This is a genomic window from Thermococcus sp. Bubb.Bath (assembly GCF_012027595.1).
In the GTDB taxonomy this organism is placed as follows: domain Archaea; phylum Methanobacteriota_B; class Thermococci; order Thermococcales; family Thermococcaceae; genus Thermococcus.
Genome location: NZ_SNUR01000001.1, coordinates 866,516 through 883,648 on the forward strand (window position 1 = coordinate 866,516; position 17,133 = coordinate 883,648).

The 17,133-nt window shown below is 53.5% G+C and carries 28 protein-coding genes; 19 read left to right on the forward strand and 9 right to left on the reverse strand.

Features of this window, described 5'->3' with window-relative positions:
• Nucleotides 1–146 precede the first annotated feature (146 nt).
• Both E3E29_RS04830 and fen read left to right on the forward strand, forming a co-directional pair.
• Nucleotides 147–608 (forward strand): phosphate-starvation-inducible PsiE family protein, encoded by a 462-nt coding sequence (locus tag E3E29_RS04830; RefSeq protein WP_167909684.1) that lies wholly within the window; start codon nt 147–149, stop codon nt 606–608.
• Nucleotides 609–702: 94 nt separating this feature from the next.
• Entirely contained in the window at nt 703–1,722 is a 1,020-nt protein-coding gene (fen, locus tag E3E29_RS04835) for a flap endonuclease-1 (RefSeq protein WP_167909685.1), read from the forward strand.
• Between the two features lie 10 nt (nt 1,723–1,732).
• On the opposite strand, the gene E3E29_RS04840 is transcribed toward fen, so the two are convergent.
• The 5 genes from E3E29_RS04840 to E3E29_RS04860 all read right to left on the reverse strand — a co-directional run bounded on the left by E3E29_RS04840 (nt 1,733) and on the right by E3E29_RS04860 (nt 4,294).
• Nucleotides 1,733–2,635 (reverse strand): transcription initiation factor IIB, encoded by a 903-nt coding sequence (locus E3E29_RS04840; RefSeq protein WP_167909686.1) that lies wholly within the window; start codon nt 2,633–2,635, stop codon nt 1,733–1,735.
• Nucleotides 2,636–2,672: 37 nt separating this feature from the next.
• Nucleotides 2,673–2,960: a hypothetical protein gene (locus tag E3E29_RS04845; RefSeq protein WP_167909926.1), complete on the reverse strand. Its 288-nt coding sequence runs from the start codon at nt 2,958–2,960 to the stop codon at nt 2,673–2,675.
• A 15-nt stretch (nt 2,961–2,975) separates the two neighbouring features.
• Complete coding sequence (locus tag E3E29_RS04850; protein ID WP_167909687.1) at nt 2,976–3,314, reverse strand: DNA-binding protein; 339 nt, start codon at nt 3,312–3,314, stop codon at nt 2,976–2,978.
• Between the two features lie 108 nt (nt 3,315–3,422).
• Complete coding sequence (locus tag E3E29_RS04855) at nt 3,423–3,875, reverse strand: 30S ribosomal protein S19e (RefSeq protein ID WP_167909688.1); 453 nt, start codon at nt 3,873–3,875, stop codon at nt 3,423–3,425.
• Nucleotides 3,876–3,877: 2 nt separating this feature from the next.
• Nucleotides 3,878–4,294 carry a YhbY family RNA-binding protein gene (locus tag E3E29_RS04860; RefSeq protein WP_167909927.1) on the reverse strand — a complete coding sequence of 139 codons (417 nt, stop codon included), beginning with the start codon at nt 4,292–4,294 and terminating at the stop codon, nt 3,878–3,880.
• Nucleotides 4,295–4,402: 108 nt separating this feature from the next.
• Between E3E29_RS04860 and E3E29_RS04865 the strand changes: the two genes are divergently transcribed.
• The 9 genes from E3E29_RS04865 (at nt 4,403) to E3E29_RS04905 (ending at nt 9,114) form a co-directional block, all read left to right on the forward strand.
• Nucleotides 4,403–4,660 (forward strand): hypothetical protein, encoded by a 258-nt coding sequence (locus tag E3E29_RS04865; RefSeq protein WP_167909689.1) that lies wholly within the window; start codon nt 4,403–4,405, stop codon nt 4,658–4,660.
• Between the two features lie 282 nt (nt 4,661–4,942).
• Entirely contained in the window at nt 4,943–5,173 is a 231-nt protein-coding gene (locus E3E29_RS04870) for a hypothetical protein (protein ID WP_167909690.1), read from the forward strand.
• A 56-nt stretch (nt 5,174–5,229) separates the two neighbouring features.
• Nucleotides 5,230–5,826: an asparagine synthase-related protein gene (locus tag E3E29_RS04875; protein WP_167909691.1), complete on the forward strand. Its 597-nt coding sequence runs from the start codon at nt 5,230–5,232 to the stop codon at nt 5,824–5,826.
• Nucleotides 5,823–6,665, forward strand: a complete 843-nt coding sequence (locus tag E3E29_RS04880; protein WP_342764667.1) for a DNA-3-methyladenine glycosylase — start codon at nt 5,823–5,825, stop codon at nt 6,663–6,665. Before E3E29_RS04875 ends, E3E29_RS04880 begins: the two co-directional genes overlap by 4 nt.
• The gene (locus E3E29_RS04885; protein WP_167909692.1) at nt 6,655–7,023 is read left to right on the forward strand and encodes a hypothetical protein; all 369 of its coding nucleotides are present in this window, start codon (nt 6,655–6,657) and stop codon (nt 7,021–7,023) included. Before E3E29_RS04880 ends, E3E29_RS04885 begins: the two co-directional genes overlap by 11 nt.
• A 15-nt stretch (nt 7,024–7,038) precedes the next feature.
• Nucleotides 7,039–7,647, forward strand: a complete 609-nt coding sequence (locus E3E29_RS04890; RefSeq protein ID WP_167909693.1) for a nucleotidyltransferase domain-containing protein — start codon at nt 7,039–7,041, stop codon at nt 7,645–7,647.
• Nucleotides 7,634–8,002 carry a HEPN domain-containing protein gene (locus E3E29_RS04895; RefSeq protein WP_167909694.1) on the forward strand — a complete coding sequence of 123 codons (369 nt, stop codon included), beginning with the start codon at nt 7,634–7,636 and terminating at the stop codon, nt 8,000–8,002. Before E3E29_RS04890 ends, E3E29_RS04895 begins: the two co-directional genes overlap by 14 nt.
• Nucleotides 7,999–8,394 (forward strand): hypothetical protein, encoded by a 396-nt coding sequence (locus E3E29_RS04900; protein ID WP_167909695.1) that lies wholly within the window; start codon nt 7,999–8,001, stop codon nt 8,392–8,394. The genes E3E29_RS04895 and E3E29_RS04900 overlap by 4 nt, the downstream gene beginning before the upstream one ends.
• A 186-nt stretch (nt 8,395–8,580) precedes the next feature.
• Nucleotides 8,581–9,114, forward strand: a complete 534-nt coding sequence (locus E3E29_RS04905) for an adenylate kinase family protein (protein ID WP_167909929.1) — start codon at nt 8,581–8,583, stop codon at nt 9,112–9,114.
• Here E3E29_RS04905 and E3E29_RS04910 read toward each other — a convergent pair.
• Nucleotides 9,099–9,611: a type II toxin-antitoxin system VapC family toxin gene (locus tag E3E29_RS04910; RefSeq protein ID WP_167909696.1), complete on the reverse strand. Its 513-nt coding sequence runs from the start codon at nt 9,609–9,611 to the stop codon at nt 9,099–9,101. The two genes, E3E29_RS04905 and E3E29_RS04910, sit on opposite strands and share 16 nt — an antisense overlap.
• Before the next feature lie 58 nt (nt 9,612–9,669).
• On the opposite strand from E3E29_RS04910, the gene E3E29_RS04915 reads away from it, so the two are divergent.
• Genes E3E29_RS04915 through E3E29_RS04935 form a run of 5 tightly spaced genes read left to right on the forward strand, consistent with a single transcriptional unit; the run spans nt 9,670 to nt 13,726 of the window.
• A complete protein-coding gene (locus E3E29_RS04915; protein WP_167909697.1) occupies nt 9,670–10,437 on the forward strand; it encodes a LamB/YcsF family protein in 768 nt (255 codons plus the stop codon).
• A gap of 4 nt (nt 10,438–10,441) precedes the next feature.
• Entirely contained in the window at nt 10,442–11,131 is a 690-nt protein-coding gene (gene pxpB, locus E3E29_RS04920; protein WP_167909698.1) for a 5-oxoprolinase subunit PxpB, read from the forward strand.
• Nucleotides 11,124–12,119 (forward strand): biotin-dependent carboxyltransferase family protein, encoded by a 996-nt coding sequence (locus E3E29_RS04925; protein ID WP_167909699.1) that lies wholly within the window; start codon nt 11,124–11,126, stop codon nt 12,117–12,119. The genes pxpB and E3E29_RS04925 overlap by 8 nt, the downstream gene beginning before the upstream one ends.
• Nucleotides 12,120–12,152: 33 nt before the next feature.
• Nucleotides 12,153–12,869 (forward strand): phosphoglycolate phosphatase, encoded by a 717-nt coding sequence (locus E3E29_RS04930; protein WP_167909930.1) that lies wholly within the window; start codon nt 12,153–12,155, stop codon nt 12,867–12,869.
• Nucleotides 12,869–13,726, forward strand: coding sequence for a GNAT family N-acetyltransferase (locus E3E29_RS04935; RefSeq protein WP_240922744.1), 858 nt, complete (start codon nt 12,869–12,871; stop codon nt 13,724–13,726). The genes E3E29_RS04930 and E3E29_RS04935 overlap by 1 nt, the downstream gene beginning before the upstream one ends.
• Here the strand turns inward: E3E29_RS04935 and E3E29_RS04940 are convergent.
• Nucleotides 13,723–14,874 carry a M20 family metallopeptidase gene (locus E3E29_RS04940; RefSeq protein ID WP_167909932.1) on the reverse strand — a complete coding sequence of 384 codons (1,152 nt, stop codon included), beginning with the start codon at nt 14,872–14,874 and terminating at the stop codon, nt 13,723–13,725. The two genes, E3E29_RS04935 and E3E29_RS04940, sit on opposite strands and share 4 nt — an antisense overlap.
• A 56-nt stretch (nt 14,875–14,930) precedes the next feature.
• Nucleotides 14,931–15,341 (reverse strand): DUF2095 family protein, encoded by a 411-nt coding sequence (locus tag E3E29_RS04945; protein WP_167909700.1) that lies wholly within the window; start codon nt 15,339–15,341, stop codon nt 14,931–14,933.
• Nucleotides 15,342–15,403: 62 nt separating this feature from the next.
• Here E3E29_RS04945 and E3E29_RS04950 point away from each other — a divergent pair, with 62 nt between their 5' ends.
• The 3 genes from E3E29_RS04950 to E3E29_RS04960 all read left to right on the forward strand — a co-directional run bounded on the left by E3E29_RS04950 (nt 15,404) and on the right by E3E29_RS04960 (nt 16,883).
• On the forward strand, nt 15,404–15,859 hold the full coding sequence (locus E3E29_RS04950; RefSeq protein ID WP_167909701.1) for a DUF123 domain-containing protein: 456 nt from the start codon (nt 15,404–15,406) through the stop codon (nt 15,857–15,859).
• Nucleotides 15,843–16,046: an antitoxin family protein gene (locus tag E3E29_RS04955; protein WP_167909702.1), complete on the forward strand. Its 204-nt coding sequence runs from the start codon at nt 15,843–15,845 to the stop codon at nt 16,044–16,046. Before E3E29_RS04950 ends, E3E29_RS04955 begins: the two co-directional genes overlap by 17 nt.
• A gap of 78 nt (nt 16,047–16,124) precedes the next feature.
• A complete protein-coding gene (locus E3E29_RS04960; protein ID WP_167909703.1) occupies nt 16,125–16,883 on the forward strand; it encodes a geranylgeranylglyceryl/heptaprenylglyceryl phosphate synthase in 759 nt (252 codons plus the stop codon).
• 5 nt (nt 16,884–16,888) lie between these two features.
• Here E3E29_RS04960 and E3E29_RS04965 read toward each other — a convergent pair whose 3' ends face one another.
• On the reverse strand, nt 16,889–17,131 hold the full coding sequence (locus E3E29_RS04965; protein ID WP_342764677.1) for a hypothetical protein: 243 nt from the start codon (nt 17,129–17,131) through the stop codon (nt 16,889–16,891).
• Nucleotides 17,132–17,133: the final 2 nt, after the last annotated feature.

The window sequence follows — 17,133 nt, forward strand, 5'->3', positions numbered from 1 at the left end:
TTTATCACCTCAGATGACATTTACGGGTTTACATCTGTAAAAGCGGTTAAAACCTTTCCCTTCTCATTTTGACGATGACAGAATCGACAGCCGTTAAAGGCAAAAAATGATTTAAACCAAAGGGGAGTATAAATTAGGGTGGTCTAATGGGAATAATCGAGAGGCCCAAAAAAGAACTGACTCCCCTCCAGACCGTGGCCCTGAAGTGGATGTCTTTCGCGTTTGACCTTGTTGTAATAGTACTCGCGCTCATTACAATGGCCTACGTCGCGTACATGCTCTACGACCTCGCCGCCATGATGTTCCACGGCCTCGAGGTGGAGGAAGCGCTTCACCAGTTCCTCCTCGTCATAATCCTCCTTGAGCTCTTTGAGCTGCTCTCCCTCTACATAAAGGAGCACCACGTAAGTATGCGCCGCGTGGCCGAGCTCGGTGTCGTAGCAATAGTTCGGAAATTGGTTATAACCGCAGACTACAATGCACTGGGCTGGCAGACCCTACTGGGCATGTCCGTCTTAATATTCGTCCTCGGCTGGATATACGTCCAAGAGAGAAAGAGAATCTCAGAGGAGGAGAAGTTCATGGTCGAGCACGGGATAGGCCGATGATGACCATTCCCCTCCCCGAACGATGAGGAGCAATCCGGTAGGCTGAGGCAAAGGCTAAATATTCCCTCGCCACATTTTCTTTAGGTGGTGGACAATGGGAGTACAGATAGGTGAGCTCGTACCGCGGAAGGAGATAGAAATCGAGAACCTCTATGGAAAAAAAGTTGCGATAGACGCTTTTAACGCCATGTACCAGTTCCTCTCGACGATTAGGCAACGTGATGGCACACCCCTTATGGACTCGCAGGGGAGGATAACCTCCCATCTGAGCGGCTTCTTCTACAGGACCATAAACCTCATGGAGGCAGGCGTAAAACCCACTTACGTCTTCGACGGCAAGCCGCCGGAGTTTAAGGGGAGGGAACTTCAGCGCAGGAGGGAGGTTAGAAACGAGGCAGAAGAGAAGTGGTACGAGGCCCTTGAAAAAGGGAATCTTGAGGAGGCCAAGAAGTACGCTATGAGGGCAACAAGGGTGAATGAAGGACTAATCGGAGACGCCAAGAAACTGCTGGAGCTCATGGGAATCCCCGTTGTGCAGGCCCCGAGCGAGGGCGAGGCCCAGGCGGCGTACATGGCGGCTAGAAAGAAGGCCTACGCCTCCGCCAGCCAAGACTACGATTCCCTTCTCTTCGGCGCGCCCAAGCTCGTGAGGAACCTCACTATAACGGGAAGGAGGAAGCTCCCTGGAAAGAACGTCTACGTCGAGGTCAGGCCAGAGCTGGTCGTTCTGGAGGAAGTGCTCAAAGAGCTGGGCATAGACAGGGAGAAGCTCATAGAGCTGGCGATTCTGGTTGGAACCGACTACAACCCGGGCGGGATAAAGGGAATCGGGCCGAAGAAGGCCCTGACAATAGTAAAACGTTCCAAAGATCCTCTCGCTAAGTACCAGAAAGAGAGCGAGGTCGATCTCTACGCCATAAAGGAGTTTTTCCTCAACCCGCCCGTAACGGACGACTACGAGCTTAGATGGAGCGAACCTGACGAGGAGGGAATTCTAAGGTTCCTCTGCGATGAGCACGACTTCAGCGAGGAAAGGGTAAAGAACGGACTGGAAAGGCTCAAAAAGGCGGTAAAAGCGGGAAAACAGAGGACTCTGGAGAGCTGGTTTGGGTGAGTGGCTAATCTCAGGTCATCGGAACCTTGAGGTTGAGCTTGTCCACGAGCTCTTTGTAGCGGTTCCTGACCGTGACCTCGGTGACGCGGGCCACTTCGGCCACCTCGCGCTGGGTTCTCTTTTCTCCTTCCATAAGCCCAGCTATGTAGAGCGCCGCCGCAACGAGGCCGGCCGGGCTCTTTCCACTCGTGAGGCCTCTGTTGTACGCCTCCTCAAGAAGCTCCGTAGCCTTTCTCCTCACTTTCTCGCTCAGCCCCAGCTCGTCGGCAAACTTGTTCACGTAGTCGGTGGGCTTAACGAAGAGCTTCTTGGGGGTTAAGTTGAGGTGCCGCGCTATGAAGCGGAAGCTTCTTCCTATCTCCTTCTTGTCGACGCGGGAGACATCGGCTATCTCGTCGAGCGTTCTGGGGATTTTGAGGAGCCTGCAGGCGGCGTAGACGCATGCCGCAATAACACTCTCAATTGAGCGACCCCTTATCAGGCCCTTCTTCACCGCCTCACGGTATAATCTGGCTGCCTCTTCCTCAACATGTCTGGGAAGGTGAAGGTTGCTCGCAAGCCTGTCAAGCTCGCTGAGGGCAAAGGCGAGGTTACGCTCCGCGGCGTCGCTCACCCTGAGACGGGACTGCCACTTCCTCAGACGGTACATCTTCTCCCTCATGAGACCGGTGAGGGAACGGTCGATTCCGATATCAGTAGAAAGACCCTTGTCGTGGAGGAGGATGCTCTCGGGGGCACCAACACGGGCCCTCTTTTCCCTCTGTCCCGCGTCAAAGGCCCTCCACTCAGGGCCTTCATCAATAACGTTCTCCTCAAGAACATAACCACATTTTGCACAGACAATTTCGCCCCTGCTGGGGTCGTAGATGAACTCAGTAGAGCCGCAGACAGGGCATACCCTTCGCTTATCCACTCCAACACCCCCACGGCCCGCCCTATCTGGGTGGCCTTTATAAACCTTCCTTTCCGGGCCCCTTCGGACCCCGGACGTATCGCAGGAGCCAGACTAAATCCTCCTTTCGGAAGGTTATTCTCTCCAGGACCCTCACGTCCTCATCCTCAAGGACGTTGGCGTATATCCAGAGGAACACGGGGTCGCTCTCGCTCCCCACGTGCAGGTTGCGGTAGAGGAGGTCAACGGTCCCGTCGCGATTGTTCTTAACCGAGACCGCCTTCCAGCTCTCCAGGCTTACCTCCCCTTTCTCGTCGAGGAGCTCTACGACGCGCCTGACTTCCATGTGGTCATCCACCCACTACCACTTGATACGGAACTCCTTCCTCGTCCTGGCGTCTATCTGGGCGAGTATCCTCTTGAGCTTCTCGTCGTCGATAGGCTCCCTGACCTGCCCGGCCTGATAAAGCTGCACCAGAACCAGCTCAACCTGTCTCGCGAGTTCGGGCTTTACAAGCTTGACCCTTCCAAGTCTCTCCCTCGCTTCCGGAGTTAGAATCCTTCTCATTATAGCGTCGAGCTGGGCCTCAAGCTCCATCTCCTGCTTCATTGCCTCCTCCTGAGCCTTCTGCTCTTCAAGGTACCTCTTCTGGAGTTCCATGAGCTTTTTCTTCCTAATCTCCTCTATGTCCTCGGCCATGCTCCCACCTCCGGTTTAAGCTATGAATTCCGGTTAAAAAGGTATTGGGGTTCAAAGGTAGATTAGACTGAGAAGTGCAAAATATTAATTTGGAAAGCAGAGGGGAGCTCAGTACTTCTTGAGCTCCGGAAGCTGCTCCTCAAGCTCCTTCTTGAGCTCGGTGGCTATCTTGTCGAGGAAGCTCCTTCCCTGCGGGGTGACTATCCTGCCCTCGCCCGGAACCTTCTGGACGAAGCCAGCGGCCTCAAGCTGCTGGAGGGCCTTCCTGATGATGCTTCCACCGGCCTTGTAGAAGTGCTCCGGGGCGTGGCCACGGTTCTTCCTGCCGCCGTACCAGGTCCTGAGCCTCTCTATCCCAACGGGCCCATCGACGTAGACCTTTCTGAGGAGGCTTGCCGCGCGGTAGTACCACCAGTCCTCCTGCTCGGGAATTCTCTCATTGTGCCTTCCGGTCTTGACGTAGAGCGCCCACTCGGGCGGCTTTATAGCTTCGACCTCTTTCAGGGCCTTCGCAGCCCTCTCAACGAGCAAATCACCGGGAACATCATAAACCGTCGCCACGTTCAATCCCTCCCTTTCTTAAACTTCTTTCTGAAGTTAACGATGTCGAGCTTGACCTTACGAACGGGCCTCTCCTCCCGTTTCTCCTTCGAAAGCTCCTTTCTCCGGAGCTTCCTTAAATACTTTTCCCAGCCTTCCCTCGGTTTGAACAATATAAACCTTTTGCCGCGCACGTCTATGAGCTCGCTGTCCGTGAGTTCAGCAACCCTCTCGGCGAGCGCCTTCCTGTCGAGCTCAGTGCTTATCAGAGCCCCTTTTCTTATCTCGACCTTCAGGATGCCATCCTTCTCAAGCTGGGCCTTTATCTCCTCAATGACCCCGTCATCGAGACCCTTCTTTCCCACCCATGCTCGCGGGGGAATATCGTAGTATCTCGCCCTTATTACCCTTCTCACCTTTCCAGGCAAATGGTTCTCCATATCTCTCACCTTTTGGCCACTGCGAGAAGGGCTTTAAAAACCTTGGCCTCTGAGACGCTCAACGAAAACCTTTTAGTCAGCGATATGATATGTCAACCGGGGGAAGGAATGAAGGTTCTGACCGTTCAAGGAGGTCGCTTTTTTAAAAGCAAGGTCAGTCATCTCGCTGGAGGGGTAATCAAAGACGTGAAGGTTCTGGATAGCTCGTTGGTATTCTCCGAACCAACCAAAGCCAAATACGGGATATTCAAGGTGTCAAGCTCCGTTATCATCGGCCCCAAGGTTGGAAACCGCTGGTTTGGGTATCACACCTCGGGCGGGCTTTTTAATACATCGAGGACTTTTCTACCGGAGGAAAAGTGTTGAATCCTCTGAACTACCTATCCTTCCAGCGAAGTATCGCTTAGAGCTCGATGTCCCTGGTTCTGGGCTGTTGGAACTCCCAGGATATAGATTGGAGAATGGCGTCGTCTTTCTTTTCATTATTCCGAGTTACCGATTCAATTTCCCGGCGGACTCTATTACACTGGGAGACCCTGAAAACTACGTCCAGCTGTCTATCAACCCATTCAAGGCAGTTTTGAGGGTGAAGTAAGCCTCAGCCTCAGAAAAGCCGAGAGCGTAGGTGTTAATGTAAAGGGAAGGGTTGTGGAAGATGTAATATTTCTTGGGGATGAACCCGGAAAGTTTTCCTACAACTTCATAAACGAACCGGTTCTCATTGTATCCCACGAGAAAATCTTAAGCCCGCAAGATCTCCAAAAGGCCCTCGGGTTAACATCCATCGTAAGCGGTCACGGAGGCTTTACTCTCAGGCTTTCGGTGGGAAGAAAGAAAAAGGGCGTGGAGTTCCTGGTGGAGTTGGCTCCCACAGCTTAGGCCATCGGGTGAGGCATACTTAAAAGGCCCAGCCGAAAACCGAGAGCGGTGGTGGAATGAAGGTCTATCATCTCTACTCCGGCGGCAAGGATTCGAGCCTGAGCGCGTGGATCTTGGAGAGAATGGGATACTCCGTTGAGCTCGTCACGGTGAACTTCGGTCTCCTTGACAGCTGGAAGTACGCGAAGGAAACCGCGGAAAGACTCGGCTTTGAGCACAGGGTTCTCTATCTGCCCCAGGATATCATTGAGAGGGCCGCTGAGATGGCAGTGAAAGACGGCCACCCTAACAACGCCATCCAGTTCATCCACGAGAAGGCCCTTGAGTCCCTGGCTTCCCTTCCCGAAGTCGAAAGGGTGAGTGACGGCACTAGGAGGGACGACCGGGTTCCGTTCCTCGACCTTTCGAAGGCCCGTTCCCTTGAGGATCGCTTCAACGTCGCCTACATAAGGCCTCTCCTCGGCCTCGGCTACAGGACCATAAGGGAGCTCGTTGATAAGCTGTTTATTGTTGAAATCCGGGAGAGCGAGGAGCTTGAGAAGAGCGACTACGAGGTAGAACTTAGACATCTGCTTGGGGAGACGGGTATCGACCCGCTCACGATTTTTCCAAAACGGCACTACCAGTCGAGGGTCGTGGGGTGGCGGGAGTGATAGACCTCGAAAAGATCGCCCATGAGATGATAAAGAACGGCACGTGGAAGCTTAACGAGGATACTTTTTATCAGGCCCTCAGGCTGAAAAGCGGGGTAACTGGGGTTGTAACATACAACGGAGACTTCCTCTTTCCAGAGACATGGAGCAGACGGGAAAGAAAAGAAGCGAGGGAGAATCTCTCCTTCATCCTCGGCCTTGATACCGACCTTGACTCATTCTATTCAGAGATAAGTGATTCGCCATTCTATTTCCTCGCGGAGGAGTTTAAGGGCCTAACTGTCCCCGCCGCATCCTCACCTTATCAAGCCCTCGTTGAGGTGATAGCACAGCAGCAGGTGAACTTTGACTTCGCGCAGAGAACGATAAGAAACCTCGTGGAGATGGCAGGCGAAAAAGTCGGGGAGGTTTACGCCTTCCCGGAGGCCGAGAAGATAGCTTCTCTTGACCTCAAAGAGCTTAAAAAGGCGAAGCTTGGCTACCGTGCAGGATACATAAAACACGTCACGGAGCTCTACCTGAAAGGCGAGCTGAAGCTTGACCTGTGGGAAATGGACGAGAAAGACGCCATAAAGTACCTGACGACCTTCAGAGGGATAGGAAAGTGGACGGCTGAGCTCTTCCTCGCCTATGGACTAAGAAAGAACACCTATCCAGGGGGAGACCTCAGCCTCAGGCGTGGGGTAGCGAAGATATTCGGGAAGAGTGTGAAGGGAGTTAGTGAACAGGACGTCAGGGAAGTTCTTGAGCCGTATGGAAAGTGGAAGGGTCTGCTCGCCTTTTATATCACCTGCTACGACAGAAAGACCGAGCTGGAGAGGAAGAAAAATGGACGATGAGATGACAGTGGTACTATCCAAAGAGAAATTCAAAGCCCTAAAAGGGCGAGATATCGAGGAACTAATCCGCGATAACCTAGCGAAGACCGAGGAGAGCCTCAAAGCGGATAGGGAAGAACATCTGCGTAAAAAGCTCAAACGGCTCGAAGAGAAGTTTTCCGAGATGGAAGGCCAGCTGAACGAGCTGAGAGAGTTCTATGAAAAGGCAAAGAAAGACAAAGAGAAGTTCATGGCCGTAAGGGGAGAGCTGAGGGAAGAGAACGAGAGGCTGAGGAAGGAACTGGAGGAAAAAGAAGAAAGTTCACAAAACGTGAACAAACTGTTCATGGAGCGTGAACGAAAAGTTCATAAATCATGAACGAGAGGTATCCTTATGCACGAGCTCTTATCAACGCGAGAACGTGTGAAAATCCTTCAAGAAGTCCTGCAGAGGAGAGTTGTTGGGGTAGAAGAAGTCGCAGAAAAACTCGGACTCAGCAAGGGGCTGGTCTCAAAGACCCTCCGCCTCCTAGTAAAGCACGGAGTTGCACTGAAACAGGGAAGAAAGTTCCGAATACTCAACAATCCAAAAACGCGGGAGCTTAAGAGGTTTCTAAACTTTATAATTCTCTCGGAGAAGCTTAAAGGACTCAAAGAGGACTGGGCGCTCGGCCTTGGGATCTACGGGAGCTTTGCCTCCGGAGAAAACCGGGAGGACAGCGACATTGATGTCTGGGTGTTCGCGAAAAGGGAGGAACTAATAAAGTCCGCGAGGCTAAAAAGGAGGATCACTGAGTTAACGGGCAGGGAGGTTGACCTGATAGTTTTAACGCCGTCAAGGCTTTCCAAGCTCCAGAAGGAGGATCCGGTCTTTTACTACTCCCTTGTCTACGGGTCAATGATCATATGGGGTGAGCGGCTTGACAGGCTTCAATCTCTGCGTGGAGCGAGATCTGCTGAGAAGAGTACCCCCGTCCAGAGGGAAGGCCTTGCTGAGCATTAAACGGGCCGAAGAGTGGCTGGAAGAGGCCAAGAGAAACGAAGAGTTCGGTTCATACAGGACTTCCCTCATGGCATCCTACCTTGCCATGTTCCACGCCGCCAGAGCGGTGCTTTTCCGCGACGGCTGGAGGGAGAAAAGCCACTACTGCGTTGCAAGGTATATTGAGGAGTTCTACGCCAAAACTGGAAAGCTTGAGGGGTACTGGGTGGAACTCCTCGATAGGATGAGGGAACTCAGGCATGAAGATCAGTATGATGTCCCCTATGCTCCGGAGCCCGAGGAAGTTGGAGAGGCCCTGAAAGTCGCCGAAGAGTTTATCGGAGTCATAAAATCCCTTATAGGTGTGGAACCATGAAGCTCATCATCAAACCCGAAAAAGGCTTCGGGAAGATTGAGGTCGAGCTTTCCGCAGAGGTCTGGAGTGAGATAGAGGGGCTGAGTGAACGTTACGGCGTCCGTCCTGAGAGAGTTATAGAGATTGCCCTCTCCGGTGAGTTTAAGGAACCTAAGGGAGACCTCGAAGAGCTGGAAAAGAAAGTAATGGAGCTTGAGAAGAAAGTCTGGGAATTGGAGAAGGAGTACGCATCGCTCCGCTTCAAGGCCTACGGGCTGAGTGAGGATAACAAAATCCTGGCCATCGAGCTTTCGGGCTTAATCGCCGAGAACAACCAGTTGAGGCGCTTTCTCAGGCTCCCACTGAGGCGAGACCCCGAGCTGAGAAAGCTTATATCATATTATATGAAATGAAAACCTGCGGATGATGAGGGCGAATTGCGCGGATCTGTGAAGAGAAACGTCATCTGACGCCGCCCCAAGCGGGCAGTGACGAATCCAAGACGGGCTTAGCCGTTCAGGCGATGACGTGCCCTATGAGCACTGAGCCCGCTCGGGGCGTGATTTTAAACTCATTTGGACAAGATGGAGGGCGTGATGATGATAATCGCAGTAACCGGGACACCGGGGGTTGGCAAAACGACGACCTCAAAGATTTTGGCCGAGAAACTCGGCTACGAGTACGTCAACCTGAGGGACTACGCTCTTGAGAAGGGCATAGGGGAAATGAAGGGCGAAGAACTTGAGATAGACGTCAATGAACTTGCAGAGGCCTTTAAGAGGGATTTCCGCGGCAGAAACGTCATCGCAGACGGTCATCTGAGTCACTTCCTCAAGGCTGACCTTGTCGTTGTCCTCAGAGCGAACCCTAAGCTTATAGCGGAGAGGCTGAAGGAGAGGGGCTACGGCAGGGAGAAGCTCGGGGAGAACGTTGAGGCCGAGCTCGTTGATGTCCTCCTCGTCGAGGCACTCGAGGAGAACGAGAATGTGATCGAGGTGGACACGACTGGAAAAACACCCGAAGAAGTTGTGGGGGAGATACTTGACCTCCTACAAAAAGGAGTCAAGAGAAGGGTTGGCATCGTGGACTGGAGCTGGGTTTACGACGAAGTCCTGCCCTACCTGCGCCTGTGATGCTTTTTCTTCCGCTTCCTCTTTGGTATTAGCCTCACAGGGCTTCCACAGTCTGGGCAGATCCCCTCCGGTGGCATCTCTTTGAACTTCTTTCCACAGCCGATGCAGACGTAGTTCCAGCGGATGACCCTCTTTATCCCGCGCTTCAGGGTTCTGAACTCGATTCCCAGCGTTTTTGCGATGTTCTGGAGGTTGTAGTCATCCGTGAGGAGTATCCCATTCACCTCATAGGCCAGCGCGAGGACTTCAATATCGGCCTCGCTCAGCTCTCCAAGTTCACCGGTCTTCTTTGCCGCTTCCCTCACCTTCTCGATGCTTTCCCTCGAAGGCAGAACAACTCTGACCTTGCCCGCGCTGATCAGACCCTCGAGGAAAAGACTCGACTCGGGGTCTTTGACTTCCTCAACGACTCCTGGGGTGGTTAGACCTTCCACGTCGGCGCCCTGGATGAAGAAGGCCGAATCAATAACGGCCTTTTTCTCTCTTCTCTCACTCATGGTGGAACCTTGGAGAAAGGCTTTTTTAGATTTGCGTCGAAACGGGTTTGGTGGGAACATGAAGGTGGACCTTAACGCCGACCTCGGCGAGAGTTTTGGGAGGTACAAGCTCGGCCTCGACGAAGAGGTAATGAACTACATCACCAGCGCGAGCGTTGCCACAGGCTGGCACGCGGGAGACCCTCTCGTGATGAGGAAGACGGTAAAGTTAGCAAAGGAGAGGGCTGTGGCAGTTGGCGCTCACCCAGGTTACCCAGACCTCCTCGGCTTCGGCAGGAGATACATGAAGCTTTCTCGGGAAGAGGCAAGGAACTACATCCTTTACCAGGTGGGGGCGCTCTACGCTTTTGTAAGAGCGGAAGGCCTTGAGCTCCAGCACGTCAAGCCACACGGTGCCCTCTACAACGCTTTGGTGAAGGAAGAGGAGCTCGCGAGGGGGGTAATCGAGGGGATAGCCGACTTCGACAAAGACCTGATCTTTGTGACTCTCTCAGGCTCAAGGCCGGCGGAGATAGCTGAGGAAATGGGCGTTAAGGTTGCTCACGAGGTCTTCGCCGACAGGGCCTACAACCCAGACGGAACCCTCGTCCCGCGCTCGGAGCCAGGTGCTGTTATCCACGACAAAGAGGAGATAGCCGAGCGTGTGGTTTCGATGGTCAAGGACGGCGGCGTTAGGGCAATCAACAGTGAATGGATCGAGCTGAAGGTCGATACCATCTGCCTCCACGGAGACAATCCGAAGGCCGTTGAAATAGCCGCACACATCAGGAAAGTGCTGGAGGGAGAAGGGGTTAAAGTGGTCCCGATGAGGGAAGTGGTCAGGTGAGAGCATGGAAATAAAGCCCCTCGGCGATTCCGCCCTCTTAATTTCCTTCGGCGAGGTCATAGAGGACGAAGTGAACGCGAGAGTTCACGCCGTTGCTAGGGCAATCGAGGGGAAAGAGTTTGAGTGGCTGGTGGAGGTTGTGCCGGCTTATTCTTCCATAGCGGTTATCTTCGATCCACTAAAGATAACCCTCGAGGAGGTTAAGAAGGCCGTTGAGCCATTGCTTGATGTGAGTGCAGAGACCTTCAAGGGGAGAAAGATAGAGATACCCGTCCTCTACGGCGGTGAATACGGCCCCGACATTGAGTTCGTAGCGGAGCACAACGGGCTAAGCGTTGAGGACGTCATTGAGATACACTCTGGGAAAACCTACCGCGTTCACTTCCTCGGCTTTTTGCCAGGGTTTGCATATCTAAGTCCAGTTGATGAAAGAATAGCCACCCCCCGGCTAAAAAAGCCGCGCCTTAAAGTCCCGGCCGGCTCGGTTGGGATAGCGGGAAGACAGACTGGCATCTACCCCCTCGAAAGCCCCGGCGGCTGGCGACTTATCGGAAGGACCCCGCTGAAGCTCTTTAACCCAGCGAGAGAGCCCCCAACCCTGCTCCAGCCGGGTGATGAGGTGAAGTTTGTGCCAATAGATGAGGAAGAGCTTTGGGAAAGTCACAAAGCCAAATGGGGGATAAGCGGTGATTGAACTCCTCAGCGTTCCGTCCCTTCTGACGGTCCAGGACGGAGGAAGGAAAGGTTATCGAAAGCTCGGCGTTCCAGTTTCAGGCTTCATGGACGACTTCTCAGCCAGGATAGCCAACTACCTCGTTGGAAACCCCGGTGATGCGCCGCTCCTCGAGTTCCTGCTGGCCGGGCCAAAGTTAAGGTTCAACGCCTCGGCGGTTTTTGCAGTGGCTGGGGACGTTGAAGTTAAGCTCAATGGAACACCCATCGAGCCCTGGAGAAGCCACTGGGCGAAGAGGGGCGACATCCTCGAAATTGGAACTTTAAAGAGCGGCCTTTACGGCTACATCGCCTTCGCTGGAGGGATAAAGTGTGAGAAGCTCCTGGGGAGCTGCTCGGCCTATCCTAGGGCAGGGCTTGAAAGACCGCTGAAATCCGGGGACCGGCTAAATATCGGGTACGCAATCCTAACGGGCAGGGAAGGCCTCTTCCTACCGAGAAAGCTGAGGCCGGACTACTCAAGCGGTAAGGGGGAAGTCCGCGTCGTTTTAGGCCCCGATTTAGACCACTTCACAGAAGATGGCATCGAGACATTCCTAAGGTCAACTTACACGATAACCCCCGAGAGCGACAGGATGGGCTATCAACTGGATGGGCCGGTTATTGAGCACTCTGAAAAAGGCCCAGATATCGTTACCGGCCCGCTCATTCCCGGAAGCGTCCAGGTTCCAGGAAGCGGAAAGCCGATAGTCATGATGCGCGATGCTCAGACTACCGGCGGCTACGCAAAGATAGCGACGGTGATAACGGCAGACCTTCCGGTCCTGGCCCAGGGCAGGCCCGGAACTATGATCAGGTTCGGGGAAGTAACCCCAGATGAGGCGCGGGAGATACTCAAGAGGCGCGAAAAGACTCTTGAGGCGGTAAGGAGCTTCCTCAATGGAAAGATGAGGGCTTACTGGATAAAGGCGCTTGGTAAGGAGTTCATGACCTTTGCCGGAAAGGTTTAATACATTCCCTTCTTCCTCCCTCTGGTGAAGAGAATGGGAAAGGTAAAGGCGATTTCTCTCGACATAGACGGCACGATAACCTATAGGGACAGAAGGCTGAGCATCGAAGCATTAAAGATGATAAGGCTTGCCGAGAGCCTAGGCGTTCCGGTCATGCTCGTCACTGGAAACTCCGTCCCCTTTGCCGAGGCGGCAGCAATCTTCATCGGCACGAGCGGGCCGGTCATAGCGGAGGACGGCGGAGCGCTTTCACTCAAGGGCGAGGGCACGATGAGGAAGCGCGTTTTTCTGACTGATATGAACGAGGAGTGGATCCTCTGGAGCGAGCTCAAGAGGCGCTATCCTGAGGCCGAACTGAGCTATTCGACGATGGAGCGAAAGGCCGGCATAGTAGTGAGGAGAACCGTTCCAGTAGAAGCTGTGAGGGGGATCATAAAAGAGCTGGGACTTAACCTGATCGCCGTAGATTCTGGCTTTGCAATCCACGTAAAGAAGCCCTGGATAAACAAGGGCACTGGCATAGAGAAGGCCTGCGAATACTTGGGTATCTCCCCCGAAGAGGTCGCCCACGTTGGCGATGGGGAGAACGACCTCGATGCTTTCCGAGTCGTTGGCTACCGCGTTGCTATAGCCCAAGCACCAGAGAGTGTGAAGGAAAAGGCAGACTACGTCACCCAGAAGCCCTACGGGGACGGCGGAGCGGAAGCAGTTATGCACATCCTTAGAAAGTTCGGCTACCTGAAGGAGTGATGGCGATGGGGCTCGTGGTCAGAAAGGCCACGCTCGACGATGTTATGGGAATAGTTAATGTCCACACGGCAGAAGAGGAGCTCTCCGACCTTTCCGTTCGTGAAAGATACCTACGCGGCGGCCCCTGGATGAGCGTAGAGACGTGCGCCGTCCACATCAACGCCCTCCTCCTCGACGGCCAGTTTTCCCTCGTTGCGGAGTTCAATAGAAAAATTGTCGGTGAAGCGGAAGTGTTTCTCTCTGAAGAGCTGGTAAGGGGCAAACCGACGAGAATATCCCATTTAGACGTCATAGGGGTTCACCCGGACTTAAGGGGTAAGGGAATAGGGAGGGCACTTGTTGAGCATATTGAACAAACTCTGGAAGGGAAGGCGGAGTTTCTAACGACTCAGCCGGACGAAGAAGCACTTGGCTTTTACAGAAAGCTGGGCTTCCACGAAGTTCTCTACGAGAACTGGCTTGTGGAGGTCTCTACTACCGAATTCAGCGGAGACAATGCCACGCCCCTCAAATTCTTCCCCTGGGAGAGTGTGAAAGACCTTGAACTGGTCGCCGGCAGGTTTCAGAGCTCCTACGACATGTGGTTCTCAAGCTTTAGAGACCTCTTTGCCGGCGTCCACGAGTTAGCGGAGGCCGGAAAAATTGGAGATTCTTACTACGTACTGAAGCCCTTGCCCGGAAGGCCTGGAAAGGCAAGCCTCTTCCTCTGGGGAGACGCGAAAGACATTCCCAATGCAATAGGGCGCGCAGGAGAGCTTGGCTTTAAGAGTGTTCTAACGGTTCTGGACGAGGAGACCGCGAAAAAAATTAATGGAGAAATGAAGAAAAAGGTGTCGATAATAGCGAAGCGGCTTTAGCGGAGGAACTCGAAGGCGAGGGCCACTTCCATCGCGGTTCCGAGGTAGAGGACTTCCTCGTCAACATCGAACTTTGGATGGTGGTGGGGGTAGACTATCCCCTTCTCCTCGTTCCTTATGCCCAACGCTAAGAACACTCCGGGGACCTTTTGAAGGTAGAATGCGAAGTCCTCTGCTCCCATCGTCGGCCTGACTTCCCCGTACCTCAAACCGTACTTCTCAGCGACTTTTCTGGCGAAGTCGGCCATTTCCTTGGCGTTTATTGTGGGTGGGGTCAGTTCCTCTATGCTCAGGTCGTGTTTTGCCCCATGAGCCTTTGTCACACCATCGAGGATTTCCTTCATCCTTTTCTGGATCAGATCGCCTATCTCCGGCTTGAAGAACCTAAAGGTCCCCTTGAACTCGACCTCTTCGGGGATGACGTTGAATGCAGTTCCACCGTGAAGAGAGGTAACGCTCACGACACCGGTCTCTATAGGCTCAACGTTCCTGCTGACTATCGTCTGGAGCGCCAAAACAGTCTCGGCCGCTATCGGGATTGGGTCGATGGTCTCATGTGGAGAGGCTCCATGACCACCTTTGCCGATGATCTTTCCGTTGAATATCCCCGCTCCCGCCAGAAACGGCCCGTCTCTGATCCCAATGAGCCCGCTCGAAAGATCCATCCAGACGTGGAAGCCAAAGATGGCATTGACTCCCTTTAGGGCGCCACCTTCAATCATCTTGACCGCGCCGTTTCCGCCCTCTTCCGCTGGCTGGAAAACGAGCCTCACCCTTCCCTTCAGCTCCTCCTTGTGTTCGGCGATTATCTTAGCTGCTCCAAGGAGCATGGCAGTGTGGGCATCGTGACCACAGGCGTGCATCTTGCCGGGGATTCTGGACTTGTAGGGGACGTCGTTCTCCTCCTGAATCGGCAGGGCATCCATATCCGCCCTTAGGGCTATTGTTTTCTCGCCCTCACCGATGTCCGCTATTATCCCAGTCCCAACGCGCTTTATGGAGTAACCCCACTCGCGTAGGTGTTCTTCGACTATCCTTGAGGTTCGCTCCTCCTCGTAGCCAAGCTCGGGGTGCATGTGGAAGTCCCTTCTCCAGGAGACTATCAAGCTCTCTATCTTTTTCGCCTCAGAAACGGGGTCAAAGTTCATGAAGTTCACCAGTGAAGGTAAGGAACGAGAAGGATATTAACTTTTCGATGGGTATCTCAATGCCTGCTGTGTTTCTCGTACCAGCCCCACTCCTTCTTGGGCCCGAAAGCCCTGACGCCCTTCTTGGCGAGGGTTATCCTCAGATCCCTCGCCATCTCGTGGGTTATCTCTCCCCTGCTTTCCATCCAGTTGATTATCTCGAGGGCCTGGTCATCGGTCTCGCATCTTCTCAGGAAGTCGATGATGGTGGGATTATATCCAGAGAAATCCTGTAGTTCAACCTCTTCCTCTTCCAAAGCCTCCTCCTCTGAAGTCCTGTAGGCGGTTATTTGAAGCTCAGCCTCGTCTTCGAGCTCCCTAGCAAGGGCGGGAAAACGCTCTCTAAACTCTTCCCTCTCGTATTCCTGCCAGGCAAAGTCATCGACCGCTCGCTTTTTTCTTTTTTCTTCTCCCTTGTTTGTCCCCATGCTCAACACCTTTATCTGGAGTTTGTGAAACCCTTTATAAACCCTGCAGTGAACCTAGACGTATGAAAGGGTCCTACTTCCTCGTCATCAGGCTTGGCGAAGACAAAACCGTACGCACGAAGGCCAGGGAATTCCCGCTGAAGGCCGGCTACTACGTCTACGTTGGTTCCGCCATGAATTCACTCGAAAAGCGCGTTGCGAGGCACTTCTCCAGGGAAAAGAAGCTTCACTGGCACATCGACTACCTTCTAAAAGAGGCAGAACTTCTGAGGGCGTACCTCGTCCCCAGCGAGGAGAGGTTGGAGGAAAGGCTCTCAGTGGAGGTCTCAAAGTTCGGAGAACCTGCTGAAGGGTTCGGGGCCGGAGACGTTAGCGTAAGCACGAACCTGTATCATTTTAACCAAGAGCCTGATAATGTTCTGATTAGAATCCTTAAAGACATGAGACTCCGCTGGAAAACCGTTAAAAGTAGAGAAGAAGTATTAAAAACACGGTGGGATTATGGGGACCGTTATTGAGGCAGTTTACGACGGTGAGAGTTTCAGGCCCCTCAAGAGAGTTAACCTGCCCAAAGGGGCCAAGGTTAAGGTCATCGTTGGTGAAACGATCTGGGACATACTAGAGAAGGTAGAGGGTATTCCCGTTAGTGAAAGCCCTGAGGAAGTGCTGAACGATGTCAGGAGGAGGAAAAGGGTTCGTTATTGACACAAACATCATCATAGGGGCATTTTTCTACAATTCCACAAGCGAAGAGGACATCAGAACGTTTATGGAGGTGTGAGGATGCTCAAACCCGGAAAAATCGAAACATACATTCACGAAAAGCTTGAGAAAGAAAAGCTCCACTTCGTTCTCCTCGATCCGGACGACGTTTCCCCACAGCTGGCCGGAGAGCTGGCGAGGATGAGCGAGGAAATAGGTGTTGATGCCATAATGGTCGGAGGCTCGACGGGGGCCGAGGGGGAAGTCCTCGACAACGTTGTAAAGGCCATAAAGAAGAACTCGAACCTTCCGGTGATACTCTTCCCAGGCTCCCACGGGGGGATAAGCAAGTACGCGGATGCAATCTTCTTTATGAGCCTGCTCAACTCGACGAACCCGTTCTTCATAACCGGCGCCCAGGCCCTTGGAGCCTTCCAGGTCAAGCGCTACGGGATAGAACCTATCCCCATGGCCTACCTCATAGTCGAGCCGGGAGAGACAGTGGGCTGGGTCGGGGATGCAAAGCCCATTCCAAGGCACAAACCGAAGATAGCAGCAGCCTACGCCCTCGCCGGCCAGTATCTTGGCATGAGACTCGTCTACCTTGAGGCAGGAAGCGGCGCATCCCGGCCGGTTCCTCCCGAGATGATAGCCCTGGTGAAGCGCGTCATAGAGGTTCCGCTTATAGTTGGAGGGGGAATCCGGACTGAGGAACAGGCAAGGGGCGCTGTGAAGGCCGGTGCCGACGTAATCGTCACGGGGACGGCGATAGAAAAGGCGGGCTCAATGGAGAAAGCCAGAGAAAAGCTGATAGAGCTGAACAAGGGGATAAAGGGCTAAGGGGACTAAGCAGAGAGGACTTTCACGGAGACCTTGCCTTTTTTGATCGTCTCCTTCAGCTCTTTTATGAGCTTATGGGCGTCGCTGACCAGGAGTTCAAGCTTTACCTCGCTGAGGCCGGTGGCGCTCGGCGGGAGGAAGTGGACGTCCCTTACCCTGCCCTTGAGCTTTCCGTAAAGTTTGCTCAACACCTGCCCCCTGTCCTCATAGGGCAGCTTAAGGGTAATTTCGACAATTTGCATGTTCATCA